Origin of the sequence: Microbulbifer sp. (genome assembly GCF_051659245.1) — a bacterium.
Taxonomy (GTDB): Bacteria; Pseudomonadota; Gammaproteobacteria; order Pseudomonadales; family Cellvibrionaceae; genus Microbulbifer.
Window position 1 is genome coordinate 1 of the sequence record NZ_JBOFOC010000167.1, and the last position, 26,875, is coordinate 26,875.

A 26,875-nucleotide genomic window follows, 5' to 3' on the forward strand; every position below is an offset into this window, starting at 1 on the left:
AGGTCGGGAGGGGTGCCTCTTTTCGGGACCGTATGAGGCAGGGATGCCGATTACGAGCGTACAGGGACGTATTTAAGGGGGGCGCCCAGCCCGTGTCCCGGAAAGAGGCACCCCTCCCGACCCCGCGCTGGACGTGCAGAACCAGATCACAAACAGGCTCTAAAGGTATGACCGGATGTTATCTTTGGGCTCTGCAATGTTCTGACCGTGGAGTCGAATTACAGTTGACCAATTGATGTGCTATCGCAAAATGGTCATTACCTTTTTACGATACCTGAGAAATTGGTCATGCCCCGCTATCTACACCAAGAGCACGCCTTTCAGGTGGCGATGGATTTGGATTTTGTTGAAAGGGATTGTTTTGAAATTCACCGGCCAATGGTAGTTCCGGCATAAACCTTTCTGGCGCAGTTGGTTTGAGCTTTGGATACTCTTGTGTGCCCGACTTTTGCGGTTGTTGCAAAGCATCGATTTGCCCGGCCACTGGCAATTCTTGGTTCTACATATTCGGGCCGGACGCGGTTGCCCTGATTGATCATGCCGCCTTCAGTTCATCCAACAATTCCGGATGCTTGTCGATCAGATCGAGCAGCCGCCGCACAGCCAAAGGCATCTCGACTTCGCCGCGCTCATAGCGTGAGAAGGCGTTGACGCCCCCGCCGCAGATCTCGGCCAGATCCCGCTGGGTCAGTCTCAGGCGCTTGCGGATAGCCTTGTAGTGGCGCGCCTGCTCCGCCCGCACTTGCTGGCGGAATTCGGCCAGCGCGACCTCGGTGGCCTGCATGTCCTGGCCCGTGAGGATGCCCTCGCCGCAGTGGTCGCACCACTCGCCAGGCTGTTCCAGGGTGGTGATCTGCCCGCGATAGGTGAAGGTCTCCGGCTTCGCGTAGCGGCTTAGGGTACCGCGGCCGCATTGGGGGCAGCGCGCGGGCTTGTTGCTCGCCTTGGTCATATACCCTCCTGTCACAGTGCTTTGAATGAGACGGTGAAGTAGCCGTCCTCATCCTGTTGAAACTTGATACACAGCGCCTCGCCCCGGTACTCGGTGGTGTAGACGTCCTGCCACACCTGGTGGTCTGCGTAGGTGGTCATGCTCTTGCGCAGGTAACGCGGTACCAACCCCTGGATAGCGGCGATCGCGTCTGTCACTCCGAAGTCCAGCTCATGCAAGCCGCGCCGGGCGCTACTGGTCAAGCGCAGGCCCCCGACCTCGGCCATCTGAACCTGAATTTCCTTGAGGTTGTAGTGAGGGGGGCGCTTTTCCATCGGTAAATATTAACCAATATGGTTATTTTTGCAAACAGGAGAAAGTAGAAGATAGGGGGCAAATCTCGATATAACAGTTTTATAGGAATGATGAGGTCACTCATTTCCCGACGTATAAGCCAGGCCGTCAGGTCTCTCCCATCTCTTCCGTCAACTACTTGGTCAGCTCGGCAATATCCGAGTTGGCCGCGACAAAGCGTTGGGAGAGCAGTAGAAAGTCTTGCATTTTTGTACATATCTGGACTTGAACTCCAGATATGTACAAGTTAAAGTGCGGATCATGATTCCGCGTACACTGACCTCTGAGCTGGTGGCCCAGCTCCACGAATTCCCGGTGGTGACGATCCTTGGGCCGCGCCAGGCGGGCAAAACCACCTTGGTGCGGACCGCCCTGCCCGAATACGACTATGTCACTTTGGAGGACCCGGACACCCGGGCCATTGTCAGGGAGGACCCGAAGGCCTTCCTTAAGCGGCACGACCGGCGAGTCATATTTGATGAAATCCAACGTGCGCCCCACCTCTTGAGTTATCTTCAAGGCATTGTGGATGAGCGCCAGGAAAACGGTCAGTTCGTTCTCACCGGTTCGCATCAGTTGGAGCTGAGAGCGGCGATTACCCAGTCGCTGGCCGGGCGGACCGGTATGCTGCACCTGTTGCCGCTGTCGATCGCTGAACTGGCCGGCGCCGGGATCTCATTCGAGTTCTTTGAAGAATATGTGTTTCGCGGTTTCCTGCCTCGTATCTACGATCAGAACCAGAGGCCGCGAATTGCCTATGGGGCCTATTATCAGACCTATGTGGAGAGAGATGTACGGCAGCTTATCAGGCTGAAGGACGCGACCTTATTTGAAAAATTCATCAAACTGCTCGCGGGGCGCGCCGGCCAGGTAGTCAATTACCAGTCATTGGCCGGGGATGTGGGAGTGGATACCAAAACTATCAAACAGTGGCTTTCGATTCTGGAGGCTTCTTTCATCGTATTCAGGCTCGCACCCTATTACGAGAATTTCGGCAAGCGCGCAATCAAATCCCCCAAAATATACTTTACGGATACAGGGCTGCTTGCCTATCTGTTGGATATCGAAAATGTCCGCCAGGTAACACGCGACCCCTTGGTTGGTAATTTGTTTGAAAACCTGGTGGTCTTAGAGGCGGTGAAGGCCAGAGTCAATAGAGCACAGGTACCAAATCTGTATTTTTTCCGTGACAATCACGGCAATGAAATCGATCTGTTGCATAAATCCGGCAATGAACTGGTCGGTATCGAAATCAAGTCGGCTGCCACTTATCACGCCAGTTTTAAAAAAAGTTTACGGAACTTCTCGGAGCGGATTTCCCCTTTGGCACGCCGCTATATTGCTTACAGTGGAGAACCCATGGAATTTAGCGATGGTATTACAGCGATTCCATATACGCGAATGGCGGATATTTTGTGAGTTTCGCTCTACTCGATATAAAGAGTCTGGGCATCCACCGGTTGAAAAACAGACCAAAGGACATTGCTATAAACTGCAATTGTAGGGTGCGCCGTGCGCACCAAAGGGAGCGGCCAAAGGGAGCGGCCAAAGGGAGCGGGAGCCCGCATGAACTCTGAATGGTGCGCAGGGCGCACCCTACGGCAAAGAGCGAAACTGCCATTTAGAGATGCCCTTGAAAATAGTACGTCAATAAACCTCAATGGAAGCTCCTGACCGCCTGAATTTCCCGCCAGGCCAGGCCGCGGATTTTTCTGCCGATCAAATGGATAACCGAATACTGGTTTTCCCCCCGGTCTTTATTGAGCTGTACCAGCCCCTCAATTTGTAGGATATTTCCCCGCTGTATCTCCCGGCGATAGCGCTGCTGCACTTTATCCCACACCACCACGTTGACCACCCCGGTTTCATCTTCCAGGGTCAGGAACAGGACCCCGGAGGCGCTGCCGGGCCTCTGCCTGCAGGTCACCAGGCCGAGAACCTGTACCTGTTGGCCATCGGTACAGTCTTTCAGTTGTGCGGCAGTCAGATGGTTCCGGTAGTGGTCCCGACGGCGCAGCAGGGCGATGGGGTGTTCGCGGAGGGTGAGGCCGGTGCTGGCGTAGTCGCTGTAGCTGTTGTCTTCCTGGGAGTTGCCCGGGTGGTAGCCGGGGGTGGCTTGATCGGTTATTTCGCCGTTCAGGGAGTGCCAGGTGTTCAGGTAGCGGTTGTCCGAGAGGCTGCCGAGGGCGTTGGCGGCGGCCAGGGCGGCGAGTTGATCGGTGGGCAGGTGGGTGCGTTCGCGGAACTGGGGCTGGGAGTGAAAGCCTTGTTCTGCACGGATTTTGCAGATGGTGGTTGCGGTTTGTTCGTCCAGGCCTTTGATCAGGCGCATGCCCAGGCGGAGTGCTGGGGGATTGGATTCCGGCATTCGCGGGAATGACGGGTGAGAAGTTGGTAGAGCCTGGATGGGTTCTTGTGTTTCGGGGTATTCGGTTTGGGTTGATCGCGGCCATGGGCCGCGGGCCCTCTCCCCCGACCCCTCTCCCGCAAGCGGGAGAGGGGAGGAGAGTTCCAGGCGGTGGTCCCAGTGGCTGTGGAGGACGTCGATGGGGAGGACTTTTACGTTGTGGCGCTGGGCGTCGTAGACCAGTTGGGCGGGGGCGTAGAAGCCCATGGGCTGGCTGTTGAGCAGGCCGCAGTAGAAGGCTGCGGGGTGGTGGTGTTTGACCCAGGCGGAGAAGTAGGCCAGCAGGGCGAAGCTCGCGGAATGAGATTCGGGGAAGCCGTAGGAGCCGAAGCCTTTCATCTGTTCGAACAGTTGTTCGGCGAAACGCTGTTCATAGCCGTTGGCCAGCATGCCCTGAATCAGTTTGTCCTTGAATTTGTGCAGGTTGCCGTTTTTGCCCCAACTGGCCATGGCCCGGCGCAGTTCGTCGGCCTCGCCGCCGCTGAAGCCGGCGGCGACCATGGATAGCTGGATTACCTGTTCCTGGAAAATGGGTACGCCTTTTGTGCGATTCAGCACTGGCTTCAGGTTTGGGTGCGGATAGACCACCGGCTCCAGTCCCTGTTTGCGGCGCAGGTAGGGATGCACCATGCCGCCCTGTATTGGCCCGGGGCGGACTATGGCGACTTCGATAACCAGTTCGTAGAATCTGCGCGGCTGCAGCCGGGGCAGCATGCTCATCTGCGCGCGGGATTCCACCTGGAAGACGCCGACGGTGTCGGCCTGGCAGAGCATTTCGTAGACTTGGGGATCTTCCCGGGGGATATCCTGGAGCTTGAGCCTGGGCCCGTAGAGGGCGATATAACTCAGGGATTTGCGCAGGGCGGTGAGCATGCCCAGGGCGAGGATATCCACCTTCATCAGTTTCAGGTCTTCGATATCCTCCTTGTCCCACTGCACGATGGTGCGGTCTTCCATGGCGGCATTCTCGATGGGCACCAGGGTGTGCAGCGGCTGTTCGGTAATCACGAAGCCGCCCACGTGTTGGGACAGGTGACGGGGGAAGCCGTAAATCTGTTGCAGTAGTTTCGGCAGTATTTTGCCCGCGGTGCTATCGGGGTCTATGCCGGCTTTTTGCATCTGTTGCGGAAAGTCTTCCAGTTTGTCCCACCAGGCGCGCTCCGCCTGCAGCCGCTCGATGGTGGCGGCGCCGATGCCCAGGGCCTTGCAGATATCCCGCAGGGCGCTCTTGAAACGGTAGCTGATCTTGGTGGCGGCGAGGCCGGCGCGGTGGCGGCCGTATTTTCCGTAGACATACTGGATCACCTCTTCGCGCCTTTCGTGCTCGAAGTCCACATCGATATCCGGCGGTTCGTTGCGCTCGCGGGAGATAAAGCGCTCGAACAGCAGCTCGATCTTTTCCGGGTCCACCTCGGTGATAAACAGGCAGTAGCAGACCACGGAGTTGGCGGCGGAGCCGCGGCCCTGGTGGAGGATATGCTGGTTGCGGGCGTACTGGACTATATCGCAGATGGTGAGAAAGTAGTGCTCGTAGCGGAGCTCGGCGATGATACCGAGCTCTTTTTCTATCTGTTTGGCGATCTTCTCCGGGGTGCCTCCCGGCCAGCGTTTTGCCGCGCCTTTCTGTACCAGTTCGCGCAGATAGTCGCTGGCTTTTTTTCCAGGGGGCAGCACTTCGGAAGGGTATTGGTAGCGCAGTTCGCCGAGACTGAAATGGCAGCGGTCGGCGATGGCGAGGGTATTCTCTATGGCCTCCCTGGGATAGAGGGCTGCGATATCGCTCAGCGGGCGCAGGTAGCGCTCGGCATTTTGTTCCAGCCGGTAGCCCAGCTGTTCCAGGGTGCAGTTGTGGTAATTCGCATTGAGCACATCCTGGAGGGGTTTGCGGCTGCGGCAGTGCATCAGCACTGCGTTGGTGGCCACCAGTGGCAGTTGCTCCTGTTGCGCAAACTGCATCAGGTCCAGGATTTTTTGGTTCTGGTGACCGCCCAGCGGATTGTTGAGGGCGATATAGAGCCGGTTGGCAAAATGCCGCTTTAGCTCTTCGGGGATAAATAGCGCTTTCCCTCCCTGTGGAATCCAGATGGCGATGGTTTCCCGGCACAGGTCCAGCAGGTCCTGCAAGTGGGTTTGGTATTGCCCCTTCTCCGTGCGCAGACGGGAGGTGGAGATCAGCTGGCAGAGTTCACTGTAGGCGGTTTTATTGGGGGCCAGCAGGACCAGTTGCTGGTTGTCTTCCTGCAGGCGGAAGAGGCTGCCGCAGATCAGCTTGAGGTTGCTGCCGCTGGCTTTTAGTGTTTCCAGTTCTTTGTAGGCGCGCACTACGCCGGAGAGGGAGCATTCGTCGGTAATGGCCAGGGCGCTGTAGCGTAGCCTGTGAGCGGTTTGCACCAGCTCCTGTGGGTGGGAGGCGCCCTGGAGAAAGGAGAAGTTGCTTTGGCAGAAAAGTTCGGCGTACTGCATGGTGGGCCGGTGTTGGAAATGGACTTTATCGATCAAGTTTGCTGGTGTTATTAACCCGGCACTGAATTAAAGGGGATTACGCTGTAGGAGCCTGCTTGCAGACGAACTGGAGGTGCGGTAGGCCCGCGAATATTCGCCTGTAAGCAGGCTCCTACAACAGCCATCGACTTGAGTGCGCACTGGGAGCAGTGCCAAACATAATTCCTCCGGACAGAGGGCTAAATTGCTAATTGCTCTACTGTGATTTCCAGTGCGGCAGATACTCTTTGCAAAGTGGATTTCCGCGGTCGCTGGCTGGCCTCGAGTTGAGCGTAAGCTGCCTGGGTAATTTTGAGTCGCTCGGCGACTTGAGCTTGGGTGAGTTTCAGGTACCCTCGCCAGGCGCGAATGGGCGTCATATTTTGTTCAGCCATATAGCCCATGCAGATACCAATCCTCCGAAGTCAGGTCCTGAAACACCCAATAAAGACTCCCTTCCTCCCCCCGCGCGATGTAGTAATCCCGGGCGTGGCGGTTGTGTTGCCACCAGTAGCCGTCGATACGTTCCGGGCCCTGGAGCAGTTTGAGTTCGCCGCGGTGGAAGAGCTTGTGACCGCGACTTTGCAGTCTGTCCGGCCGGGGCAGCAGCCAGGTTGGCCTGGGGGCGTTGACCGGGTGGAGGCTTTGGCCTTTCCGGCTGGTGCGGCTTTTTACCACCAGGGTGTCGGCGCTCTGCCAGGCCTGTTCCGGCAGGTGGCTCTCTTTCAGGGTGACGCCGGACAGGGCCTGGTGCCCCAGGCGGGCGCGGAGCTTGTCCAGCAATTGGTGGCTGCGCTGAAGTTTGCTGTTTTCTCCAAACAGGTCGTCGTCCGCATCGTCCTGGCTGAGCGGGGATAACTGGTCGCAGGTGAGGTTCAGGGCCTGCACCGGGTGTTCCAGTTTGAGCCTTTCCAGTTGCAGTTTGGTGAGCGCGATCAACCGCTGCGGGTCCAGCAGGGGGCGGGAGGTCTCCACGCTGAATACCTTGCAGCCGAGGCGGCCGAAGTCCAGTTTCCAGCGCAGCTGCTGGCTGTAGAGCTGTCGGCGCTGCAACTGCCGGCAGAGTTCGCGCACCAGGCGGCCGGCGGGAAACAGCAGCTGCTCGCTGTTGTCCAGCGGGCTGGGGAAGAAGAGTTCGCTGTGGAATTCCGGGGGCGGCTGGTAGCTGGGCACCGGGTCGTGGCGACTGCCGTTGAGGCGGGCCAGGTAGTCGATAAAGTCGCGGCCGAAGCGGCTGCCCACTTCGGACAAGGGGAGGGCCAGCAGTTGGCTGACGCGCTTTATGCCGCAGGCGTAGAGTTTGGCAGTGGTCTTGTTGCTGCAGTGGAGCAGCTTGCTGGGGGCAAAGCTGATCCACTGGCGCCAGTGCTGCGGGCTGGGCGGTGTCCGGGTTTCCTTCAGCCACTGGCGGTGTTCCGGCAGCTGGCTGAGCAGGCGCGCGGCGCTGGGGCTGTGGCCCAGGCCCATAAAGGCGCTGATGCGCATCTGGCGCAGCTCCCGGCGCAGTTGTTGCAACAGCGGTTGCAGGCCGCCGCTGGCCTTGAGGCTGCCGCCCAGCTCCAGGTAGAGGCAGGCGAAGCCGCCGTCGCCGGACTCGATGGATTCCGCCGGTTGGGGGGAGACCACCGGGGTAAAGCTGTAGCCCCATTGGGCCAGTTCGCGCAGCAGTTGTTCCTCCCGCTGGCTATCCCGCTGCAGCAGCTCCAGGTCTGCGCAAAGGGCGCAGGCGGTGGCGATGGTGAGGCTGCATTCCACGCCGCGTTCGGCGGCGTTGGCGTTGGCGTCCACGATCAATTGGCCTTCGATGACCGCCCGGGGGCCCGTCTTGGCGTTGTGACGTTGGGCGCGGGTGAGGGCTTCCAGGGGGAGTTTGGGGAATTGGATGCAGAGCCAGAGCATAGTTTTAGATCTCTTTGCTTGAACAGCGGGCCTTTGGCCCGCAATGCCGGGCTGGAGCTCGGCGTTCCCAGGGGGTGGTTGCGCCGCCTGCCGGAGCTGGAGCTCCGCGGTCCCGGGCGGTGCGCACGGCGCACCCTACGTCACTCCGGCTCCTCAATGTAATGGGCGGTCCCGCCGGGTCAGGTCGGGGCTGCGGGCCAGGTGCAGCTTCTGGCCGGACTGGCCGCCCAGTTGTTTGAGCAGTTGCAGCGCCAGCTGATCGCCGTCTCCACTCATCTGCAGGCGCAGGGCGGCGGGGGAGGGGCTGGCGGCGGAGGTGCCGGGGCGGAAGTGGAAATGCAGCGCCTCGCCCTCGCGGGCGGCGACTTGCAGGCGGCGCAGGTCTTTGTCCGCCGGAGTCTCCCGGCCCTGCCAGTTGAGCAGGGCGCCGCAGCAGCCGGATTGCAGGGACTGCTCGAGGGCCCAGAGTTCATCCCTGTGCCCGCGGGGGTGCAGGATCAGCAGTTTCTCCAGCTGGACTCCGGCCCTGGCCAGGGCCGGGGCGTAGGGGATAAAGGGCGGGTTGACCAGGATTACCATCTCTTCCCGCTGGGTGATTTCCGCCAGCGCCGGCAGCAGCAGGGAGATTTCGCCGATGCCGGATCGGTCCACCAGCAGTTCGGTGGTGGCGCCGCGGGGCCAGCCGCGCCCGGCGAGCAGCGCGTCCAGGGCGCTGTAGCCGGTGGCGATACCCGGCCGGCGGCGCCTGTGTTCATTGGCGGCCTGCCAGATATCCGGCTGGGCCAGCAGCTGCTGCAGTCGCTGTTGTTTCGATTCCGTGGTTAAGCGGTTGTTTTGCAAGAAGTTTTCGGCACGGTTCACGGTTTCTGCCCTCGCTTTCTGCGCGCATTTGTTGCCCAGTGGGATTGGATCTGTATATGTGTACAGTATTTACTGGTAATTTATACAGTAGTCGATAAGGGCCGGCAAGAGGGCTGGTGTGGGATTGGCACTTTTTTGCACAGCGCAAACCGGCTATGATTCGGCCTCGTTGTCGGTCGAGACAACAAGACCAAAAGAGCTGACCAGCAGAATCGCAAGAACTGAATCAACAGCAACTAGGGGGCGGAGTGAGCATCAAGTCCGACAAGTGGATTCGCCGTATGGCCGAGCAGCAGGGCATGATCGAGCCGTTCGAGCCGGGCCAGGTGCGCTACAACGGCAACGGTGACCGACTGATTTCCTACGGTACCTCCAGTTACGGCTACGACGTGCGCTGTGCCGGCGAGTTCAAGATATTCACCAATGTGCATTCCGCCACCGTGGACCCGAAAACCTTCGACGAAAACAGCTTTGTCGATGTGGAAGGGGACTCCTGCATTATTCCTCCAAACTCCTTCGCCCTGGCGCGCACTGTGGAGTACTTCCGTATTCCGCGCTCGGTGTTGACCATTTGCCTGGGGAAATCCACGTATGCGCGCTGTTTTCGCGGTGATACGCGGGTTGCACTGGCGGATGGGAGTGCGCCGACACTGGAAGAAATGGCGCGCCGGGCGGAGTCGGGAGAAATTTTCTGGGGCTACAGCATAGGGCCGACCGGGCGGCTGATCGTTACCATGCTGGAAGCACCCCGTTATATCGGGCGCGACAGCCTGATTGAGATCACACTCGACAGTGGTGAAACCATCCGCGCCACCCCGGACCACCAGTTCTTGCTGCGCGACGGGCGCTACCTGCCCGCCGCCGATTTGCGTCCGGATACCGCTTTGATGCCCTTGTACCGCGATATAAAGCGCGGCTACGAAATGGTCTACCAGCCCTTGAATGGCCAGATGCACCCCACTCACCGGCTGGCCGATGAGTGGAATCTGCGCCACGGCATCTACGACGATGTACCGGGGACACATAGGCATCATATTGACCACAACCGTCGCAACAATCTGCCAACCAATATTCTGCGCATGGAGGCGTCCGAACATATTCGCCACCACAATGCGGAAACCTACGGCGAGGATTTCGACCCGCAAGAGCATTCGGCGAGTATTCGCGAGGCGCTGGGGCGACTTTCCCTGGATCCGGAATGGTCGGCGCATTATTCGAAAGTACAGTCGGAGCGTGCTCTGAACTTCTGGAAAGATCCCCGGTATGCACAGATTCGCGAGCGTGTTCTGGAAGCTCGGCAGAATCCGAGTGAGGAGACTCGGGAGCGGCGCTGCCAGGCCATGGTGCATCGCTACGCGGATATTGCGGAAAGAGAGCGCCAGAGTCGCCTGAGTGCCGCTGCCTGGGCACGCGACAATGGTTCGCGGCGCAGGCAGCAACGGGAAATCGCCCGCCAGATCAACCTTCGCCCCGAAATTACCGCCGATCGTGTGCGCTGGGCCTTGGATCAGACGGGCTCGATCCGCGGTGCGGCCCGCCTGCTGAACTGCGACAGATCCGTATTTCGCCGCTTCCCCGATGTCATTGGCCAGATGCAAGGTCGCGGCGAGTACCGCAATCACAAGGTGGCCAGTGTCCGGGCGCTGCCCGGTGACCACGACGTCTATTGCCTGACCGTACCGGAGGCCGGTAACTTCGCCCTGGAGGCGGGAGTTTTCGTCCACAACTGCGGCATTATCGTAAACGTAACCCCCTTGGAGCCCGAGTGGGAAGGCCACGTCACCCTGGAGTTCTCCAACACCACCAACCTGCCGGCGAAGATCTACGCCAACGAGGGCGTGGCGCAGATGCTGTTCTTCGAGTCCGACGAGGTCTGCGATGTGTCCTATGCGGACCGCGGCGGCAAGTACCAGGGTCAGCGCGGTGTGACCCTGCCGCGGGCCTGATCGAAACTCCGTCGCCGTGAGCGACCTTCCCTTACAAACCGATGTGCTGGTGATCGGCGCCGGCGCCGCCGGGCTGATGTGCGCCTCGGTGGCCGGCCGGCGGGGCCGCAGTGTGCTGGTGCTGGACCACGCCAACAAGGTGGGTAAGAAAATCCTGATGTCCGGCGGCGGGCGCTGCAATTTCACCAACCTGTACACGGCACCGGAAAATTTCTACAGCCGGAACCCGCACTTCTGCAAATCGGCCCTGGCCCGCTACACTCAGTGGGACTTTATCGCCCTGGTGGAAAAACACGGAATCCCCTACCACGAGAAAACCTTGGGCCAGCTGTTTTGCGACAACAAATCCAGGGATATCGTCGATTTGCTGTTGAGCGAATGCCGGGACTCCCGGGTGCAGATTCGCACCCGTTGCAGTATTTTCTCCATCGAGCCGCAGGAAAAAGGCTTCTGTGTGCGCACCAGTCTGGGGGAGGCGCACTGCGAATCCCTGGTAATCGCCACCGGCGGCCTGTCGATCCCCACCATGGGGGCCACCGGGTTCGGCTATGAGGTGGCGCGCCAGTTCGCCCTCAATATTATCGACACCCGCCCGGCGCTGGTGCCCTTTACCCTGCACAGGCGCCAACTGGAGCAGCAGGAGGAACTGCCCGGCAGCGCGCTGGCGGTCGCTGCCAGCTGCGACGCGGGCAGTTTTAACGAGCAGCTGCTGTTTACCCACCGGGGCCTGAGTGGTCCGGCGGTATTGCAGATTTCCAGCCACTGGCGCGAGGGGCGGGCAGTGGATTTCGACCTGGCGCCGGGCCGGGACCTGGCACAGTGGTTGGGGGAGCAGCGGGCGGAAAGGCCGAATATCCACCTGCACAATGCGCTGGCGGAGCTGTGGAGCAAAAAGCTGGTGCAGTATTTTTTACAGCAACGGAAAATTGCCAGCCTGCCATTAAAACAGTACACGCAAGTGAAATTGAGGGATATCGGCGAACAGCTGCAGCACTGGCAGCTGGTGCCCGCGGGCACCGAGGGCTACCGGACCGCGGAAGTCACCCTGGGCGGTGTGGACACCGATGAGATATCCTCGCGTACCATGGAGTGCAGAAAGCAGCCGGGGCTCTATTTTATCGGCGAGGTGCTGGATGTGACGGGGTGGTTGGGCGGATACAATTTTCAATGGGCCTGGGCATCGGGCCACGCGGCGGGGGAGGTCGCCTGACGGTTATGGGAGATATACTGCCTTTCAAGCGCAAAACTGCCTGGCAGAAACACAAGGGTAACAGCCTGTGTCGCGACGGTTTTCACAAATGGCAGGTGGTCACCGAGAAAAAGTTTGATGTGAAGCAGGGCAAACTGGTGACTGAATACCGTTGCCAGCGCTGTGGCAAGACAAAAATTAAGCTGCTGTAATCGAAAGCCCTTGACCCGGCAATCGATATTGCCGGGTCAAGGCACCGCTTACCGGTAAACGCGACGGCCATATCGGTCGTAGTAAAAGTGTCTTTTCCTCTCGTAGTCATAGATCCAGCCGGCACCCGCTCCGAGTGCAGCCCCGGCCACTGTGCCTCCCACGCGGCCACCACTGATCAGGGCCCCGGTTACCGCACCAATGCCTGCGCCGGTGGCCACCCGACGCTCGGTGGGATTCATATTGGCACAGCCAAGACTTCCCAGGGCGGCGATAAGCAGGAAGGTAAGACCCAGACGTTTGAGGAGTTGAATACTCATAAGCACCTCTGTTACTGCGAGTAGACCTGAGCCAGTGTATGGTGGGGTAGGTCGAACAACCAATGGAAAATACAGTGACCTTCGAAAAACAGGATCTGCTGGATATCGCGCGCATGCCCATGCCCTTCGGCAAATATGCGGGGCGGCCGCTGATCGACCTGCCGGAGGCCTACCTGCTGTGGTTTGCGAACAAGGGCTTTCCCGAGGGCCGGCTGGGCCGGTTAATGGCGCTGGCCCTGGAGGTCAAAACCCTGGGACTGGAGGGGCTGATCGAGCCACTGAAAGACGGTTGATTCCTTGGAAACAGCCGTGGGGACACTAAACTAGTAATGCCCGGGTAGGGGGAGCAAATAACAAGCGGTCCGTAACGAGACTGGACACAACCGTAAATAAACCCACAGCGGGTGACCACTGGTCTGGAAGGATTTCAGCGAGTGAAACAGCGGTGAGTTCCAGTCATCTTGAAACGAGCGGTCGAAACAACGTCGGCCGCTTTTGCTGTGTGCTTTCCGCACTTGCCAGTAAGAAAGGCCTGGGCGGGCCCGCTGCCGGTGGCCGTTTGCTCAACAACCTCATCGGTAAACGTTTCACAAACGGCCCCCGGCATCGGGCCCTTCGCATCTGGCGCTGGCGTTCTTTCCCGTGCCCCGAGGAGCGAGCAGTTTCTGTATGACTTTTTTCACAAACCTGTTCATACCAACTTACGCAATAAACAACATGATTGTTATTCGATTTCTGTAGGAGCGGCCGCTGGCCGCGATCGGGACTTCCAGTCACTCCGACTATCGATTGATCGCGGCCAGCGGCGTCGAGTCCTGGGATGCAAATTCCATAAAAAAACCCGGCGAATGCCGGGTTTTTTTGCGGGCACCGTTGATTTAGCGCTGGTTCAGCGGCACGTAGTCGCGCTGGGTGTAGCCGGTGTACAGCTGGCGCGGGCGGCCGATCTTGTAGGGATTGGAGATCATCTCGTCCCAGTGGGCGATCCAGCCGGCGGTGCGGCCGGTGGCGAAGATCACGGTGAACATATCGGTGGGAATGCCAATGGCCTTCATGATGATGCCGGAGTAGAAGTCCACGTTGGGGTAGAGCTTCTTCTCCACAAAGTATTCGTCTTCCAGGGCGATCTTTTCCAGCTTCTTGGCGATCTTCAGCAGGGGGTCGTTCTCCACGCCCATGGCTCCCAGCACTTCGTCGCAGATGCCCTGCATCACACGGGAGCGCGGGTCGAAGTTCTTGTACACGCGGTGGCCGAAGCCCATCAGGCGGAAGGGGTCGTCCTTGTCCTTGGCGCGCTTGACGAACTCGTCGATGCGGCTCTCGTCGCCGATCTCCTGCAGCATGTCCAGTACCGCTTCGTTGGCGCCGCCGTGCGCCGGTCCCCAGAGAGCGGCGATGCCGGAGGAGATGCAGGCGAAGGGGTTGGCACCGGAGGAGCCGGCCAGGCGTACGGTGGAGGTGGAGGCATTCTGCTCGTGATCGGCGTGCAGCAGGAAGATGATATCCATTGCCTTGGCCACCACCGGGTCTATCTTGCTCGCCTCGCAGGGGTTGCCGAACATCATATGCAGGAAGTTTTCCGCATAGCTCAGGCTGTTGTCCGGATACATGAACGGCTGGCCCTTGGAGTGCTTGTAGCACATGGCGGCCAGGGTGGGCATCTTGGCAATCAGGCGGTCGGCGGAGATCTTGCGGTGCTCGGGGTCGGTGATATCGAGGGAGTCGTGGTAGAAGGAGGCGAGGGCGCCGACTACGCCGCACATCATCGCCATCGGGTGGGCGTCGTAGCGAAAGCCCTTGAAGAAGTTCACCAGGGACTCGTGCACCATGGTGTGGTTCATGATGCTGCTGACGTACTCCTTCTTCTGCTGGGCATTGGGGAGCTCGCCGTTCATCAGCAGGTAGCAGGTCTCCAGGTAGTCGGAGCTCTTCGCCAGTTGCTCGATGGGGTAGCCGCGGTGCAGCAGTACGCCCTTGGCGCCGTCGATATAGGTGATCTTGGACTCGCAGGCGGCGGTGGACACGAAGCCCGGGTCGTAGGTAAACAAGCCCTTGCCGGTCAGGCTGCTGACATCGACAACGTCGGGGCCGACGGTGCCGGAGAGGACGGGCATCTCGATGGTGCCGTCGATACCGTCGACCGTAAGTTGCGCTTTTTTATCGGACATTGCGGACTCCTAAAACTGTTCTTTTACCGGCTTAGGGGGAGATTGGAGCGGCTCCTGGCCGCGATCGATCCCACTTGCAGCCCGTATCCATCCGGCCTCTGCCGTTGTATGCAGGGCTCGTCTTTGGGGCCCCAAGGGGCCCAGAGGGCTCTCGAGCGGGGCCAAACTTAAGTGGCGCGCCGCAAATTGTCAAACCAAACCGGGTGGGTGGCCAGTCCCTCAGCGGTAGGATATTCGGTTCCCGGCGCCTGTTGCAGAGCTTTTCCCTGGCTGGCGGGAGGATTGTCATCGGAAATTTCGCCGGCCTGGCGCGCCCCTCTTCCTGCGGCCAAGTGTGGTAAACCTCCGGTAAGCGGTGCAGTCTCGTTGTGTTTTGGGGATCGAATGCCTATAATCCGCGCGGCTTGCGCCATGGTAAGGCCACTTTGTACAAGGCTTCAGCAGGTCGTATGCGAAGTGATCAGCAAGCAGCTAGCCCCTCCATTTTGAAAAGCTAACGGGCGCCCGGTCGTTCAGGGCAACAAGGTGTTTTTCCTGTGAACAAAAACAGACCTGTCAATCTAGACATTTCCACTATCAATCTTCCTGTCGCAGCTCTGGTTTCCATACTGCATCGCGTCTCCGGCGTGGTCCTCTTCGCCGTGGTGGCATTGCTGTTGTACATGCTCAGTGCCAGCCTGGAATCCGAGCAGGGCTTCGCCAAAGTGGCGACGGCCTTCGACAGTACTCCGGCCAAGCTGGTCCTGTGGGCCGGGCTGGCGGCACTTATCTACCATCTGGCGGCGGGTATCCGTCACCTACTGATGGATATGGGGATCGGCGAATCCCTTGAGGGCGGTCGACGCAGTGCCGTAGTGGTGCTGGCCGTCTCCGCAGTTCTTATTCTGCTGGCGGGGGTCTGGTTATGGTAACGACAATTACAAGCTTCGGTCGCAGCGGCACTTTCGACTGGTTGTACCAGCGCGCTACTGCGGTGCTGCTCGCGGTTTACACCTTCTTTATAGTGGGTTTCATCTTCCTGAGTAAGGATTTTGGCTACGAGAGCTGGTCCGCCCTGTTTGCCCAGCGCTGGATGCGGGTGTTCACGCTGTTGGCCCTGCTCTCCACCATCGTGCACGCCTGGATCGGGCTCTGGACTGTAATCACCGACTACATCACCAACCGCCTGATGGGGGCCAAGGCCACCGTGCTGCGTCTTGTGATGGAAGTACTGCTGGCCGCGGTTGCCGTGTTCTACACGGCGTGGGGCATTGAAATTCTGTGGGGTCTGTAACTTATGTCGAATATGCGAACCATTGCCTTTGACGGGATCGTAATTGGCGGCGGCGGCGCGGGTATGCGCGCGGCCCTGCAGATGGCCCAGTCCGGCTTCAAGACTGCGGTGATCACCAAGGTTTTCCCCACCCGCTCCCACACGGTCTCCGCCCAGGGCGGCATCACCTGTGCCATCGCCAGCGCCGATCCGCAGGACGACTGGCGCTGGCATATGTACGACACCGTGAAGGGTTCCGACTATATCGGCGACCAGGATGCCATCGAATACATGTGCTCCGTGGGCCCGGAGGCGGTATTTGAGCTGGAGCATATGGGCCTGCCTTTCTCCCGCACCGAGGAGGGCCGCATCTACCAGCGCCCCTTCGGCGGCCAGTCCAAGGACTTCGGCCGCGGCGGCCAGGCCGCGCGCACCTGCGCGGCAGCGGATCGCACCGGCCACGCGCTGCTGCACACCCTGTACCAGAACAACGTCAAGCACGACACCGTGTTCCTCAACGAGTGGTTCGCGGTGGACCTGGTGAAGAACCAGGACGGCGCCGTGGTGGGCGTGATTGCGCTGTGCATCGAAGACGGCGAAGTGGTGTTCATCAAATCCAAGGCCACCGTATTCGCCACCGGCGGTGCCGGCCGCATCTTCGCCTCCACCACCAACGCGCACATCAATACCGGCGACGGCGTGGGCATGGCCCTGCGCGCGGGGATGCCGGTGCAGGATATCGAGATGTGGCAGTTCCACCCGACGGGTATTGCCGGCGCCGGCGTGCTGGTGACCGAGGGCTGCCGCGGTGAGGGTGGTTACCTCATTAATAAGGACGGCGAGCGCTTTATGGAGCGCTACGCCCCCAACGCCAAGGACCTGGCCTCCCGCGATGTGGTGGCCCGCTCCATGGTGCTGGAGATTCTCGACGGCCGCGGCGCCGGGCCCAACGGCGACCACGTATTCCTGAAGCTCGACCACCTGGGCGAGGACGTGCTGAACAGCCGCCTGCCGGGTATCTGCGAGCTGTCCAAGACGTTCGCCCACGTGGACCCGGTGAAGGATCCCATCCCGGTGGTTCCCACCTGTCACTATATGATGGGCGGCATCCCCACCAATGTGCATGGCCAGGCCCTGACCCAGGATGCCTCCGGCAACGACCAGGTGGTGGAGGGGTTCTATGCCTGCGGCGAGGTGGCCTGCGTATCGGTACACGGCGCCAACCGCCTGGGGGGCAACTCCCTGCTGGACCTGGTGGTGTTCGGCCGCGCCTCCGGCCTGTTTATCGAGCAGTCCCTGCGCGAGGGCATCGAGCACCGCGAGGCTTCCGATTCCGATATCGAAGCGGCGATGGCGCGCCTGAACCGCCTGGAGAACAGCAACGACGGCGAATCGGCCGCGAGCCTCCGCACCGAGCTGCAAAATGTGATGCAGAACCACTTCGGCGTATTCCGCCGCGGCGACTATATGGCCGAGGGGGTGAAGAAGCTGGAAGAGCTGCGCGGGCGCATCGACAATGTGCGCCTGGAGGACAAGAGCCGCGCTTTCAACACCGCCCGTATCGAGGCGCTGGAACTGCAGAACCTGCTGGAAGTGGCCGAGGCCACTGCCATCGCCGCGGAAGTGCGCACCGAGAGCCGCGGCGCCCACGCCCGCGAGGACTACCAGGAGCGCGACGACGAGAACTGGCTGTGCCACTCCATGTTCTTCCCGGCGGAGAAACGTGCCGGCAAGCGCGCGGTCAACTTTGCCCCCAGCACTGTGGAAGCCTTCGAGCCCAAGGCTCGGACCTACTAAAAACCAGTAGAGTGCGCGACCGCCATGGATGGCGGAAGTGCAGAAAATGCAGGAGCATTTTTCTGCCCGCGCGCACCGCGAAGCCGCAAAGCATACTGGTGCGCATGGCGCACCCTACGTTCGGAAGCAGAGAAATGTTGAAAGTAAGCATTTACCGTTACAACCCGGAGACCGACAAAGCTCCGTATATGCAGGACTACGAGCTGGACACCGAGGGCAAGGACCTGATGGTGCTGGACGTGCTGGAGCTGCTGAAGGCGCAGGACCCGACCCTGTCGTTCCGCCGCTCCTGCCGCGAGGGCGTGTGCGGTTCCGACGGCATGAACATCTCCGGCCGCAACGGCCTGGCCTGCACCACTCCGCTTTCGGAAGCGGCGCGCAAGGGTAAACTGGTGCTGCGGCCGCTGCCCGGTCTGCCGGTGATCCGCGACCTGGTGGTGGATATGGAGCAGTTCTACGAGCAGTACAAGAAGATCGAGCCGTACCTGCAGAACGACACCCCGGCGCCGGCCATCGAGCGCCTGCAGTCGCCGGAAGAGCGCGAGAAGCTCGACGGCCTGTACGAATGTATCCTCTGTGCCTGCTGTTCCACCGCCTGTCCGTCTTTCTGGTGGAACCCGGACAAGTTCATCGGCCCGGCGGGCCTGTTGCAGGCCTACCGCTTCCTGGTGGACAGCCGCGACGGGGCCACCGACGAACGCCTGTCCAAACTGGATGACCCCTTCAGTGTTTTCCGCTGCCGCGGTATCCAGAACTGCGTCAACGTCTGCCCCAAGGGGTTGAACCCCACCCGGGCGATCGGCCATATCCGCCATATGTTGCTGGCCCGCGCCGTGTAGCGGCGGGGCAGGCATCAAAGCCCGGTTGAGCCCTCCGTGTGGGCTCGGCGCCAACGGCGGCGCCTATCTAAAGAAAATCGGCCCTTGAGCCGGTTCCAAGTGAAAAAGGGGAGGTGACTTTTAGTGCCTCCCCTTTTGTGAGTAAGGAAAGTAGAGCAGTGCGGGTACCGGAAAACGGCGCACCGCAACGAGGTAGGCATCAACATGCACGAAAGTACCATGGAGCAGCTGTGGCGCAGCTCCCATATCTCCGGGGGCAACGCAGCCTATGTGGAGGAACTGTACGAGACTTATCTGCACGATCCCAACGGCGTGCCGGAGGGGTGGCGCAGTTACTTCGACAGTCTCCCCAGGGTGAACGGTGTCGGCGACGTCTCCCATGCCGCAGTGCGGCAACATTTTGAGTTACTCGCCAAGCACCGCACCCGCCCGCTGGCCGCCCCCGGGGCCGGCGCCATCAATATCGAACACGAACGCAAGCAGGTCAAAGTCCTGCAACTGATCAGCTCCTACCGTCACCGCGGCCACAAGAAGGCTACCCTGGATCCCCTGGGCCTGATGGCGCGGGAGCAGGTCCCCGACTTGCAGCTCAACTACCACGGCCTCACCGAGGGTGACTACGACACCACCTTCCAGACCGGTGATCTCTTCTTTGGCAAGGAAGAGGCGACCCTGCGGGAAATCGTCCAGGGGCTGGAGCGCACCTACTGCGGCAGTCTGGGCGCTGAGATCATGCACCTGTCCAACCTGGACGAGCAGCAGTGGTTCCAGCAGCGCCTGGAACGCAGCCAGGCCAAGCCCAACTTCGGCACCGACGTCCAGATCGAAATCCTGCAGCGGCTGTCCGCCGCCGAGGGCCTGGAGCGCCACCTGGACTCCAAGTATCCCGGCACCAAGCGCTTTGGGGTGGAGGGCGGCGAGAGCCTGATCCCCCTGATGGACGCACTGATCCGCCGCTCCGGCACCTACGGGGTGAAGGAGATCGTAATGGGTATGGCCCACCGCGGCCGCCTGAATACCCTGGTCAACATCCTGGGCAAAAACCCCTCCGACCTGTTCGAGGAATTCGAGGGCAAGAAGACCCTGGATACCTCCGGCGATGTGAAATACCACCAGGGTTTCTCGTCCAACGTGATGACTCCCGGTGGCGAGGTGCACCTGGCACTGGCCTTCAACCCCTCGCACCTGGAAATCTGTGCGCCGGTGGTGGAGGGCTCGGTGCGCGCCCGCCAGGACCGCCGCGGCGACAGCGCCGGCGAGAAGGTGATGCCGGTGAATATCCACGGCGACGCCGCCTTCGCCGGCCAGGGCGTGGTGCAGGAGACCCTGCAGATGTCCCAGACCCGCGGCTTCTACACCGGCGGCACCGTGCATATCGTGCTCAACAACCAGGTGGGTTTCACCACCAGCAAGCGCGAGGACGCCCGCTCCACCGAGTACTGCACCGACGTGGCGAAGATGATCGACGCCCCGGTGCTGCACGTGAACGGCGACGACCCGGAAATGGTGGTGCTGGCTGCGCTCCTCGCCGTGGACTACCGCTACGAGTTCAAGAAGGACATCGTGATCGACCTGGTGTGCTACCGCCGCCGCGGCCACAACGAGACCGACGATCCCTCCGGGACCCAGCCGCGCATGTACCAGACCATCCGCAAGCACAAGACCACCCGCACCCTCTATGCGGAGAAGCTGGTCAATGAAGGCGTGCTCGACAAGCCGGCCGCGGACAAGCTGGCCAGCGACTACCGCGACAAACTGGATAGGGGCGAGGATGTGGCCACCGGCCTGGTGCAGGAGCCGGACGAGTCCATGTTCGTGGACTGGACCCCCTACCTGAATCACGACTGGCAGACCCCGGCGGATACCGGTATGGAACTGGCGAAACTGAAAGACGTCGCCAAGCGTATGACCACGGTGCCGGACGGTGTGGTGATGCAGCGCCAGGTGGCCAAGATCTATGAGGACCGCCGCAAGATGGCCGGCGGCGCCCTGCCGCTCAACTGGGGCATGGCGGAAACCCTGGCCTATGGCACCCTGCTGGAAGAGGGCTATATGGTCCGCCTCACCGGCGAGGATGTGCGCCGCGGGACCTTCTCCCACCGCCATGCGGTGGTGCACAGCCAGAAGGACGGTTCCTGCTATGTGCCGCTGGAGAATATGTACGAGGGCCAGCCGGCGTTCGATATCTACGATTCGCTGCTGTCGGAAGAGGCGGTGCTGGCGTTCGAGTACGGCTACGCGACCACCACACCCAAATCACTGGTGATCTGGGAGGCTCAGTTCGGCGATTTCGCCAACGGCGCCCAAGTGGTGATCGATCAGTTCATCACCTCCGGCGAGCACAAATGGGGCCGCATGTGTGGCCTGGTGATGCTGCTGCCGCACGGTTATGAAGGGCAGGGCCCGGAGCACTCCTCCGCGCGCCTGGAGCGTTTTATGCAAATGTGTGCCGAGCACAATATCCAGGTGTGCAACGCCACCACCCCAGCGCAGATTTTCCACCTGTTGCGCCGCCAGGCTATCCGCCCGATGCGCCGCCCGCTGGTGATCATGAGTCCCAAGTGGATACTGCGCCACAAGCTGGCCACTTCCAGCCTGGATGAGTTGGCCAACGGCAGGTTCCACAACGTCATCCAGGACGACGGGGTGGACCCGGCCAAGGTCAAGCGCCTGATCCTGTGCTCCGGCAAGGTTTACTACCATTTGTTGGAAGCGCGCATGGAGCGGGAGCAGGAGGATGTGGCTCTGGTGCGCCTCGAGCAGCTGTACCCCTTCCCGGACGAGGAGTTCGTCGAAGCGGTATCCGCCTACAAGAAGCTCAAAAGCGTGGCCTGGTGCCAGGAGGAGCCGATGAACCAGGGCGCCTGGTATCACAGCCAGCACCACCTGCGCCGCCTGCTGGCGGAGACACATCCCAAGCTGGAGGTGGAATACGTGGGCCGCGAGCCATCCGCCGCACCGGCGGCGGGCTATATGGCCACCCACCTGGAAGAACAGAACAAGTTCATCAATGAGGCGCTGACCGTCAAATAAATCGGCGGCAGTAATTAGTAGAGTCAATCTCAGGAAACAGGAACAATGACGATCGAGATTAAAGCGCCAACTTTCCCGGAATCGGTCCAGGATGGCACTGTTGCCACCTGGCATAAAAAGCCCGGCGAAGCCGTGTCCCGCGATGAACTGATCGTGGATATCGAAACCGACAAAGTGGTGCTGGAAGTGGTTGCCCCGGCCGATGGCGCCCTCAGCGAAATTATCAAGGACGAGGGCGATACCGTCCTGTCCAATGAAGTCATCGCGCTCTTTACCGAAGGGGCCGCGGGCGCTGAAGAGGGCGCCCGCGGTGAAGCGGGTGCCGGAGAGAAGGAAGAAAAGGCAGAAGAGAAAAAAGCGGAAGAGAAACCCGCTGCGGAGAGCGCGGCCGGCGGCGATCAACTGGTCAACCCGGCGGCGCGCAAATTGGCGGAAGAGAAGGGCGTGGACCTGAGCAAGGTCAGCGGCACCGGCAAGGGCGGCCGCATCACCAAGGAAGACGTGCAGAAAGCGGAAAAAGCCCCCGCCGCCGCACCGGCTGCCGCCGCCGCGGAAGTGGCCGTGGCCCCGGGCGAGCGCGTGGAGAAGCGCGTGCCCATGAGCCGCATGCGCAAGCGCATCGCCGAGCGTCTGCTGGATGCCTCCCAGTCCACCGCCATGCTCACCACCTTCAACGAAGTGAACATGAAGCCGGTCATGGACCTGCGCAAGAACTACAAGGATCTGTTCGAGAAGAAGCACAACGGCACCCGTCTGGGCTTTATGGGCTTTTTCGTGAAAGCGGCGGTGGAAGCACTGAAGCGCTACTCCGCGGTGAACGCCTCCATCGACGGCGACGATATCGTCTATCACGGCTACCAGGATATCGGCGTGGCGGTTTCCGCGCCCAAGGGCCTGGTGGTGCCGGTGCTGCGCAACGCGGAAAACATGGGCCTGGCGGATATCGAGAACAATATCCGCGACCTGGGCCTGCGCGCCCGCGACGGCAAGCTGTCCATCGACGAGATGACCGGCGGTACCTTCACCATCACCAACGGCGGTGTTTTCGGTTCGCTGCTGTCCACACCGATCCTGAACCCGCCGCAGACCGCGATCCTGGGCATGCACAAGATCCAGGAGCGCCCCATGGCGGTGGACGGCAAGGTGGAAATCCTGCCGATGATGTACCTGGCGCTGTCCTACGATCACCGCCTGATCGACGGCAAGGAAGCGGTGGGCTTCCTGGTGGCGATCAAGGAAATGATCGAGGATCCGGCCCGCATCCTGCTGGAGATTTAAGGGCTCAATTGGGCTCAGTGGCGGCGCTGCTGCCGGTGGCCGTCCGGGAAAAAGCCTCATCGGCAAACATTTCCCGGACGGCCACCGGCATCAGCGCCTTCGCATCGAGATTGATGTAGGAGCGGGCCATGCCCGCGATCGCGGCCGCAGGCCGCCCTGGGAACGCCGAGCTCCAGCTCGGCAATGCGACCGCGGGTCGCACCTAAATTCACAAATATCTGGAACAGACCATGTCGGAAAAATTTGACGTAATCATAATCGGCTCCGGTCCCGGAGGTTATGTCGCAGCCATTCGCGCCGCGCAGCTGGGCCTGAAGACCGCCTGTGTCGAAAAGTGGAAAAACAAGGAAGGGAAGGGTGTCAACGGCGGCACCTGCCTGAACGTGGGCTGTATTCCCTCCAAGGCGCTGCTGGACAGCTCCTGGAAATACCACGAGGCCAAGGATTCCCTCGACGTGCACGGCATCGACACCGGCAAGGTGAAAATCGATGTCAAGAAAATGGTCGAGCGCAAGGACCAGATCGTCAAACAGTTTACCGGCGGCATCGCCGGCCTGTTTACGGCCAACAAGGTCACTTCCATTTACGGTACCGGCAAACTGCTGTCCAACAAGAAAGTGGAAGTCACTGACTTCGACGGCAAGACCACCGTCTACGAAGCGGACAATGTGATCCTCGCGTCCGGCTCCGTACCGGTGAACATTCCGCCGGCTCCGGTGGACAACAAGATCATCGTCGACTCCACCGGCGCACTGGAATTCACCGAAACCCCGAAACGCCTGGGCGTGATCGGTGCCGGCGTGATCGGCCTGGAACTGGGTTCCGTGTGGAGCCGCCTGGGCAGCGACGTGGTGGTACTGGAAGCGCTGGATAATTTCCTCGCGATCATGGACCAGCAGATTGCCAAGGAATCGCAAAAGATCCTGAAAAAGCAGGGCCTGGATATCCGCCTGTCCTGCCGTGTCACCGGCTCAGAGGTAAAGGGCAAGGAAGTTGTCGTCACCTACCAGGACAAAGACGGCAAGGAGCACCAGGAAACCTTCGACAAGCTGATCGTATGCGTCGGCCGCCGCCCCTACACCGAGGGCCTGCTGTCTGAAGACGCCGGTGTGAAGCTGGACGAACGAGGTTTTATCTACGTCAACGACCTGTGCATGACTTCCGCGCCCGGCGTATGGGCCATCGGCGACGTGGTGCGCGGCCCCATGCTCGCCCACAAAGCTTCTGAAGAGGGTGTGGTGGTCGCCGAGCGCATCGCCGGCCAGAAGCCGATGATGAACTACGACGTGATCCCCAACGTGATCTACACCCACCCGGAAATCGCCGCTGTGGGCCGCACCGAGGAACAGGTGAAGGCGGATGGCGAGCCCTACAATGTGGGCGTGTTCCCGTTCGTTGCCTTGGGCCGCGCGGTGGCTGCCAACGAAAAGGACGGTATGGTGAAAATCATCGCCCATGCGGAAACCGACCGCGTGCTGGGTGCGCATATCGTCGGCCCTTCCGCGGCGGACCTGGTGCAGCAGGTGGCGATCGCGATGGAGTTCGGTTCCAGCGCCGAAGATATCGGCATGACCGTGTTCGGACATCCGACTCTCTCCGAGGGCGTCAAGGAAGCCGCGCTGGCGGTGAACGGCCACGCGATCCACATAGCCAACCGTAAAAAGCGTAAGTAAAAAACGGGACCCGAGACCTCGGGACCCGGTTCGAACTCCCTCCTCTCCCCTTGGGGAGAGGGGTCGGGGGAGAGGGGGGAAATCCCCCACCTCTAAATTTTCAAAAGTGAATTGGTATTAACTATGAACTTGCATGAGTATCAGGGCAAACAACTGTTTGCGGAATACGGATTGCCGGTTTCCAAAGGCATTGCAGCGGAAACCCCGGCAGCGGCAGCAGCGGCAGCAGATGAAATCGGTGGCGACAAGTGGGTGGTGAAGGCCCAGGTGCACGCCGGTGGCCGCGGCAAGGCCGGCGGTGTAAAGCTGGTGGATTCCAAGGCGGAGATTGAAGAATTCGCCCAGAAGTGGCTGGGCAACAACCTGGTTACCTACCAGACAGACGAAAACGGCCAGCCGGTTTCCCGCATCCTCGTTGAGAGCTGCACCGATATCGACCAGGAGCTGTACCTGGGTGCGGTAGTGGATCGCTCCACCCGTCGCATCGTTTTCATGGCCTCCACTGAAGGCGGCGTGGAAATCGAGAAGGTTGCGGAAGAGACCCCGGAAAAAATTCTCAAGGCCACCATCGACCCGCTGGTAGGCGCCCAGCCTTACCAGGCGCGCGAGCTGGCTTTCAAACTGGGCCTGCAGGGCGACCAGATCAAGCAGTTCACCAAGATCTTCCTGGGCCTGGCCAAGATGTTCAAGGAAAAGGACCTGGCCCTGCTGGAAATCAACCCGCTGGTCATCACTCCCCAGGGCAACCTGCACTGCCTGGACGCCAAGGTTGTGATCGACGGCAACGCCCTGTACCGCCACCCGGACCTGCGCGAAATGCACGACCCCTCCCAGGAAGATGCGCGCGAAGCGCATGCGGCCAAGTGGGAACTCAACTACGTCGCGCTGGACGGCAATATCGGCTGCATGGTGAACGGCGCCGGCCTGGCCATGGGCACTATGGACATCGTCAACCTGCACGGCGGCAAGCCGGCCAATTTCCTCGACGTGGGTGGCGGCGCGACCAAAGAGCGCGTGGTCGAAGCCTTCAAGATCATCCTGTCCGACGAAAACGTCAAAGCGGTACTGATCAATATCTTCGGCGGTATCGTGCGCTGTGACCTGATCGCGGAAGGCGTGATCGGCGCGGTGGAAGAAGTGGGCGTTAAGATTCCGGTGGTCGTGCGCCTGGAAGGTAACAACGCAGAGCTGGGCACAAAAGTGCTGGCGGATAGCGGTTTGAACATTATCGCTGCCACCAGCCTGACGGATGCCGCTGAGCAAGTGGTTAAAGCCGCGGAGGACAAATAATCATGTCAGTACTGATTAACAAAGACACCAAAGTGATCTGCCAGGGCTTCACCGGCTCCCAGGGCACCTTCCACTCCGAGCAGGCGATCGCCTACGGCACCAAGATGGTCGGCGGTGTGACCCCGGGCAAAGGCGGTCAGGAACACCTGGGCCTGCCGGTTTTCAACACCGTGAAAGAAGCGGTTGAAGCCACCGGCGCGGAAGCCTCCGTGATCTACGTACCGGCGCCTTTCTGTAAGGATTCCATCCTGGAAGCGGCCAACGGCGGTATCAAGCTGATCGTGTGCATCACCGAAGGCATCCCGACCCTGGATATGCTGGATGCGAAAGTGAAGTGCGACGAACTGGGCGTGCGCCTGATCGGGCCCAACTGCCCGGGCGTGATCACTCCCGGTGAGTGCAAGATCGGCATTATGCCTGGCCACATTCACAAGCCGGGCAAAGTGGGCATCGTTTCCCGCTCCGGTACCCTGACCTATGAAGCGGTGAAGCAGACCACCGACCACGGCTTCGGCCAGTCCACCTGCGTGGGCATCGGCGGCGACCCCATCCCGGGTTCCAACTTCATCGACATCCTGGAAATGTTCCAGAAGGACCCGCAGACCGAAGCCATCGTCATGATCGGCGAAATCGGCGGCACTGCGGAAGAAGAAGCGGCGGCCTACATCAAGGAAAACGTCACCAAGCCGGTGGTTTCCTACATCGCCGGCGTCACCGCGCCTCCCGGAAAGCGCATGGGCCACGCCGGTGCGATCATCTCCGGCGGCAAGGGCACCGCGGACGAGAAATTCGCCGCGCTGGAAGACGCCGGTGTAAAAACCGTGCGCTCCCTGGCCGAGATCGGCAATGCGCTGAAGGAAGCTGCTGGCTGGTAATGCCTGTAGGAGCGGCCCATGGCCGCGATCGGACTTTCCGTTCACCGAGAGATTGATCGCGGCCATGGGCCG

Annotated in this window: 23 protein-coding genes and 3 pseudogenes; 16 read left to right on the forward strand and 10 right to left on the reverse strand. The window is 60.6% G+C overall.

Annotated features, from left to right (window positions below):
• Window positions 1-286: 286 nt before the first annotated feature.
• The 3 genes from ACRC0P_RS16080 to ACRC0P_RS16090 are packed head-to-tail and all read right to left on the reverse strand — an operon-like array spanning window position 287 to window position 1,266.
• Window positions 287-484 carry a hypothetical protein gene (locus ACRC0P_RS16080; RefSeq protein WP_438632320.1) on the reverse strand — a complete coding sequence of 66 codons (198 nt, stop codon included), beginning with the start codon at window positions 482-484 and terminating at the stop codon, window positions 287-289.
• A gap of 51 nt (window positions 485-535) precedes the next feature.
• Window positions 536-952, reverse strand: coding sequence for a type II toxin-antitoxin system MqsA family antitoxin (locus ACRC0P_RS16085; RefSeq protein WP_438632321.1), 417 nt, complete (start codon window positions 950-952; stop codon window positions 536-538).
• Between the two features lie 11 nt (window positions 953-963).
• Window positions 964-1,266, reverse strand: a complete 303-nt coding sequence (locus ACRC0P_RS16090) for a type II toxin-antitoxin system MqsR family toxin (RefSeq protein WP_438632322.1) — start codon at window positions 1,264-1,266, stop codon at window positions 964-966.
• Window positions 1,267-1,546: 280 nt separating this feature from the next.
• Between ACRC0P_RS16090 and ACRC0P_RS16095 the strand changes: the two genes are divergently transcribed.
• A complete protein-coding gene (locus tag ACRC0P_RS16095) occupies window positions 1,547-2,704 on the forward strand; it encodes an ATP-binding protein (RefSeq protein WP_438632323.1) in 1,158 nt (385 codons plus the stop codon).
• A gap of 238 nt (window positions 2,705-2,942) precedes the next feature.
• Here the strand turns inward: ACRC0P_RS16095 and ACRC0P_RS16100 are convergent, their stop codons facing one another.
• From ACRC0P_RS16100 to imuA, 4 genes are all read right to left on the reverse strand, one after another.
• Window positions 2,943-6,155 carry an error-prone DNA polymerase gene (locus ACRC0P_RS16100; RefSeq protein ID WP_438632340.1) on the reverse strand — a complete coding sequence of 1,071 codons (3,213 nt, stop codon included), beginning with the start codon at window positions 6,153-6,155 and terminating at the stop codon, window positions 2,943-2,945.
• A 218-nt stretch (window positions 6,156-6,373) separates the two neighbouring features.
• Window positions 6,374-6,577, reverse strand: coding sequence for a helix-turn-helix domain-containing protein (locus ACRC0P_RS16105; protein WP_438632324.1), 204 nt, complete (start codon window positions 6,575-6,577; stop codon window positions 6,374-6,376).
• Window positions 6,561-8,072, reverse strand: a complete 1,512-nt coding sequence (locus ACRC0P_RS16110) for a Y-family DNA polymerase (RefSeq protein WP_438632325.1) — start codon at window positions 8,070-8,072, stop codon at window positions 6,561-6,563. The genes ACRC0P_RS16105 and ACRC0P_RS16110 overlap by 17 nt, the downstream gene beginning before the upstream one ends.
• A gap of 153 nt (window positions 8,073-8,225) precedes the next feature.
• Entirely contained in the window at window positions 8,226-8,933 is a 708-nt protein-coding gene (gene imuA, locus ACRC0P_RS16115; protein WP_438632326.1) for a translesion DNA synthesis-associated protein ImuA, read from the reverse strand.
• Window positions 8,934-9,181: 248 nt separating this feature from the next.
• Between imuA and ACRC0P_RS16120 the strand changes: the two are divergent.
• The 5 genes and pseudogenes from ACRC0P_RS16120 to ACRC0P_RS16140 form a co-directional block, all read left to right on the forward strand.
• Window positions 9,182-9,535, forward strand: a pseudogene (locus ACRC0P_RS16120) (dCTP deaminase); the annotation flags it as partial.
• Window positions 9,509-10,654, forward strand: a pseudogene (locus ACRC0P_RS16125) (Hint domain-containing protein); the annotation flags it as partial. The pseudogenes ACRC0P_RS16120 and ACRC0P_RS16125, both read left to right, overlap by 27 nt.
• Before the next feature lie 6 nt (window positions 10,655-10,660).
• Window positions 10,661-10,879: pseudogene (locus ACRC0P_RS16130) on the forward strand (dCTP deaminase); the annotation flags it as partial.
• A 16-nt stretch (window positions 10,880-10,895) separates the two neighbouring features.
• Complete coding sequence (locus ACRC0P_RS16135) at window positions 10,896-12,089, forward strand: NAD(P)/FAD-dependent oxidoreductase (protein ID WP_438632327.1); 1,194 nt, start codon at window positions 10,896-10,898, stop codon at window positions 12,087-12,089.
• A 5-nt stretch (window positions 12,090-12,094) separates the two neighbouring features.
• A complete protein-coding gene (locus tag ACRC0P_RS16140; RefSeq protein WP_438632328.1) occupies window positions 12,095-12,280 on the forward strand; it encodes a hypothetical protein in 186 nt (61 codons plus the stop codon).
• Window positions 12,281-12,328: 48 nt separating this feature from the next.
• Here ACRC0P_RS16140 and ACRC0P_RS16145 read toward each other — a convergent pair whose 3' ends face one another.
• Entirely contained in the window at window positions 12,329-12,598 is a 270-nt protein-coding gene (locus ACRC0P_RS16145) for a hypothetical protein (RefSeq protein WP_183455854.1), read from the reverse strand.
• Window positions 12,599-12,672: 74 nt separating this feature from the next.
• Here ACRC0P_RS16145 and ACRC0P_RS16150 point away from each other — a divergent pair, with 74 nt between their 5' ends.
• The gene (locus tag ACRC0P_RS16150) at window positions 12,673-12,891 is read left to right on the forward strand and encodes a DUF3820 family protein (protein ID WP_438632329.1); all 219 of its coding nucleotides are present in this window, start codon (window positions 12,673-12,675) and stop codon (window positions 12,889-12,891) included.
• Between the two features lie 585 nt (window positions 12,892-13,476).
• Here the strand turns inward: ACRC0P_RS16150 and gltA are convergent.
• The gene (gene gltA, locus ACRC0P_RS16155; protein WP_438632330.1) at window positions 13,477-14,766 is read right to left on the reverse strand and encodes a citrate synthase; all 1,290 of its coding nucleotides are present in this window, start codon (window positions 14,764-14,766) and stop codon (window positions 13,477-13,479) included.
• 536 nt (window positions 14,767-15,302) lie between these two features.
• Here gltA and sdhC point away from each other — a divergent pair.
• The 6 genes from sdhC (at window position 15,303) to odhB (ending at window position 22,965) form a co-directional block, all read left to right on the forward strand.
• On the forward strand, window positions 15,303-15,677 hold the full coding sequence (sdhC, locus tag ACRC0P_RS16160) for a succinate dehydrogenase, cytochrome b556 subunit (protein ID WP_438632331.1): 375 nt from the start codon (window positions 15,303-15,305) through the stop codon (window positions 15,675-15,677).
• Window positions 15,671-16,039 carry a succinate dehydrogenase, hydrophobic membrane anchor protein gene (gene sdhD / locus ACRC0P_RS16165; RefSeq protein ID WP_438632332.1) on the forward strand — a complete coding sequence of 123 codons (369 nt, stop codon included), beginning with the start codon at window positions 15,671-15,673 and terminating at the stop codon, window positions 16,037-16,039. Before sdhC ends, sdhD begins: the two co-directional genes overlap by 7 nt.
• Before the next feature lie 3 nt (window positions 16,040-16,042).
• The gene (sdhA, locus tag ACRC0P_RS16170) at window positions 16,043-17,815 is read left to right on the forward strand and encodes a succinate dehydrogenase flavoprotein subunit (RefSeq protein WP_438632333.1); all 1,773 of its coding nucleotides are present in this window, start codon (window positions 16,043-16,045) and stop codon (window positions 17,813-17,815) included.
• Between the two features lie 134 nt (window positions 17,816-17,949).
• A complete protein-coding gene (locus tag ACRC0P_RS16175; protein WP_438632334.1) occupies window positions 17,950-18,654 on the forward strand; it encodes a succinate dehydrogenase iron-sulfur subunit in 705 nt (234 codons plus the stop codon).
• Between the two features lie 204 nt (window positions 18,655-18,858).
• A complete protein-coding gene (locus tag ACRC0P_RS16180) occupies window positions 18,859-21,687 on the forward strand; it encodes a 2-oxoglutarate dehydrogenase E1 component (RefSeq protein WP_438632335.1) in 2,829 nt (942 codons plus the stop codon).
• A gap of 45 nt (window positions 21,688-21,732) precedes the next feature.
• Window positions 21,733-22,965, forward strand: a complete 1,233-nt coding sequence (odhB, locus tag ACRC0P_RS16185) for a 2-oxoglutarate dehydrogenase complex dihydrolipoyllysine-residue succinyltransferase (protein WP_438632336.1) — start codon at window positions 21,733-21,735, stop codon at window positions 22,963-22,965.
• Between the two features lie 4 nt (window positions 22,966-22,969).
• On the opposite strand, the gene ACRC0P_RS16190 is transcribed toward odhB, so the two are convergent.
• The gene (locus tag ACRC0P_RS16190) at window positions 22,970-23,095 is read right to left on the reverse strand and encodes a hypothetical protein (protein WP_438632337.1); all 126 of its coding nucleotides are present in this window, start codon (window positions 23,093-23,095) and stop codon (window positions 22,970-22,972) included.
• A gap of 100 nt (window positions 23,096-23,195) precedes the next feature.
• On the opposite strand from ACRC0P_RS16190, the gene lpdA reads away from it, so the two are divergent.
• The 3 genes from lpdA to sucD all read left to right on the forward strand — a co-directional run bounded on the left by lpdA (window position 23,196) and on the right by sucD (window position 26,803).
• Window positions 23,196-24,638, forward strand: coding sequence for a dihydrolipoyl dehydrogenase (lpdA, locus tag ACRC0P_RS16195; RefSeq protein ID WP_438632338.1), 1,443 nt, complete (start codon window positions 23,196-23,198; stop codon window positions 24,636-24,638).
• A 123-nt stretch (window positions 24,639-24,761) separates the two neighbouring features.
• Window positions 24,762-25,928: an ADP-forming succinate--CoA ligase subunit beta gene (gene sucC / locus ACRC0P_RS16200; protein ID WP_183455874.1), complete on the forward strand. Its 1,167-nt coding sequence runs from the start codon at window positions 24,762-24,764 to the stop codon at window positions 25,926-25,928.
• Window positions 25,929-25,930: 2 nt separating this feature from the next.
• Entirely contained in the window at window positions 25,931-26,803 is an 873-nt protein-coding gene (gene sucD / locus ACRC0P_RS16205) for a succinate--CoA ligase subunit alpha (protein WP_438632339.1), read from the forward strand.
• Window positions 26,804-26,875 lie beyond the last annotated feature (72 nt).

Bases quoted from the DNA above. Each gene is read 5' to 3' on its own strand.
- ACRC0P_RS16085 (WP_438632321.1), bottom strand. From the start codon at position 952: ATGACCAAGGCGAGCAACAAGCCCGCGCGCTGCCCCCAATGCGGCCGC.
- ACRC0P_RS16090 (WP_438632322.1), bottom strand. From the start codon at position 1,266: ATGGAAAAGCGCCCCCCTCACTACAACCTCAAGGAAATTCAGGTTCAG.
- ACRC0P_RS16095 (WP_438632323.1), top strand. From the start codon at position 1,547: ATGATTCCGCGTACACTGACCTCTGAGCTGGTGGCCCAGCTCCACGAA.
- ACRC0P_RS16100 (WP_438632340.1), bottom strand. From the start codon at position 6,155: ATGCAGTACGCCGAACTTTTCTGCCAAAGCAACTTCTCCTTTCTCCAG.
- ACRC0P_RS16105 (WP_438632324.1), bottom strand. From the start codon at position 6,577: ATGGGCTATATGGCTGAACAAAATATGACGCCCATTCGCGCCTGGCGA.
- ACRC0P_RS16110 (WP_438632325.1), bottom strand. From the start codon at position 8,072: ATGCTCTGGCTCTGCATCCAATTCCCCAAACTCCCCCTGGAAGCCCTC.
- ACRC0P_RS16140 (WP_438632328.1), top strand. From the start codon at position 12,095: ATGGGAGATATACTGCCTTTCAAGCGCAAAACTGCCTGGCAGAAACAC.
- ACRC0P_RS16145 (WP_183455854.1), bottom strand. From the start codon at position 12,598: ATGAGTATTCAACTCCTCAAACGTCTGGGTCTTACCTTCCTGCTTATC.
- gltA (WP_438632330.1), bottom strand. From the start codon at position 14,766: ATGTCCGATAAAAAAGCGCAACTTACGGTCGACGGTATCGACGGCACC.
- sdhD (WP_438632332.1), top strand. From the start codon at position 15,671: ATGGTAACGACAATTACAAGCTTCGGTCGCAGCGGCACTTTCGACTGG.
- sdhA (WP_438632333.1), top strand. From the start codon at position 16,043: ATGTCGAATATGCGAACCATTGCCTTTGACGGGATCGTAATTGGCGGC.
- ACRC0P_RS16175 (WP_438632334.1), top strand. From the start codon at position 17,950: ATGTTGAAAGTAAGCATTTACCGTTACAACCCGGAGACCGACAAAGCT.
- ACRC0P_RS16180 (WP_438632335.1), top strand. From the start codon at position 18,859: ATGCACGAAAGTACCATGGAGCAGCTGTGGCGCAGCTCCCATATCTCC.
- odhB (WP_438632336.1), top strand. From the start codon at position 21,733: ATGACGATCGAGATTAAAGCGCCAACTTTCCCGGAATCGGTCCAGGAT.
- ACRC0P_RS16190 (WP_438632337.1), bottom strand. From the start codon at position 23,095: ATGGCCCGCTCCTACATCAATCTCGATGCGAAGGCGCTGATGCCGGTG.
- lpdA (WP_438632338.1), top strand. From the start codon at position 23,196: ATGTCGGAAAAATTTGACGTAATCATAATCGGCTCCGGTCCCGGAGGT.
- sucC (WP_183455874.1), top strand. From the start codon at position 24,762: ATGAACTTGCATGAGTATCAGGGCAAACAACTGTTTGCGGAATACGGA.
- sucD (WP_438632339.1), top strand. From the start codon at position 25,931: ATGTCAGTACTGATTAACAAAGACACCAAAGTGATCTGCCAGGGCTTC.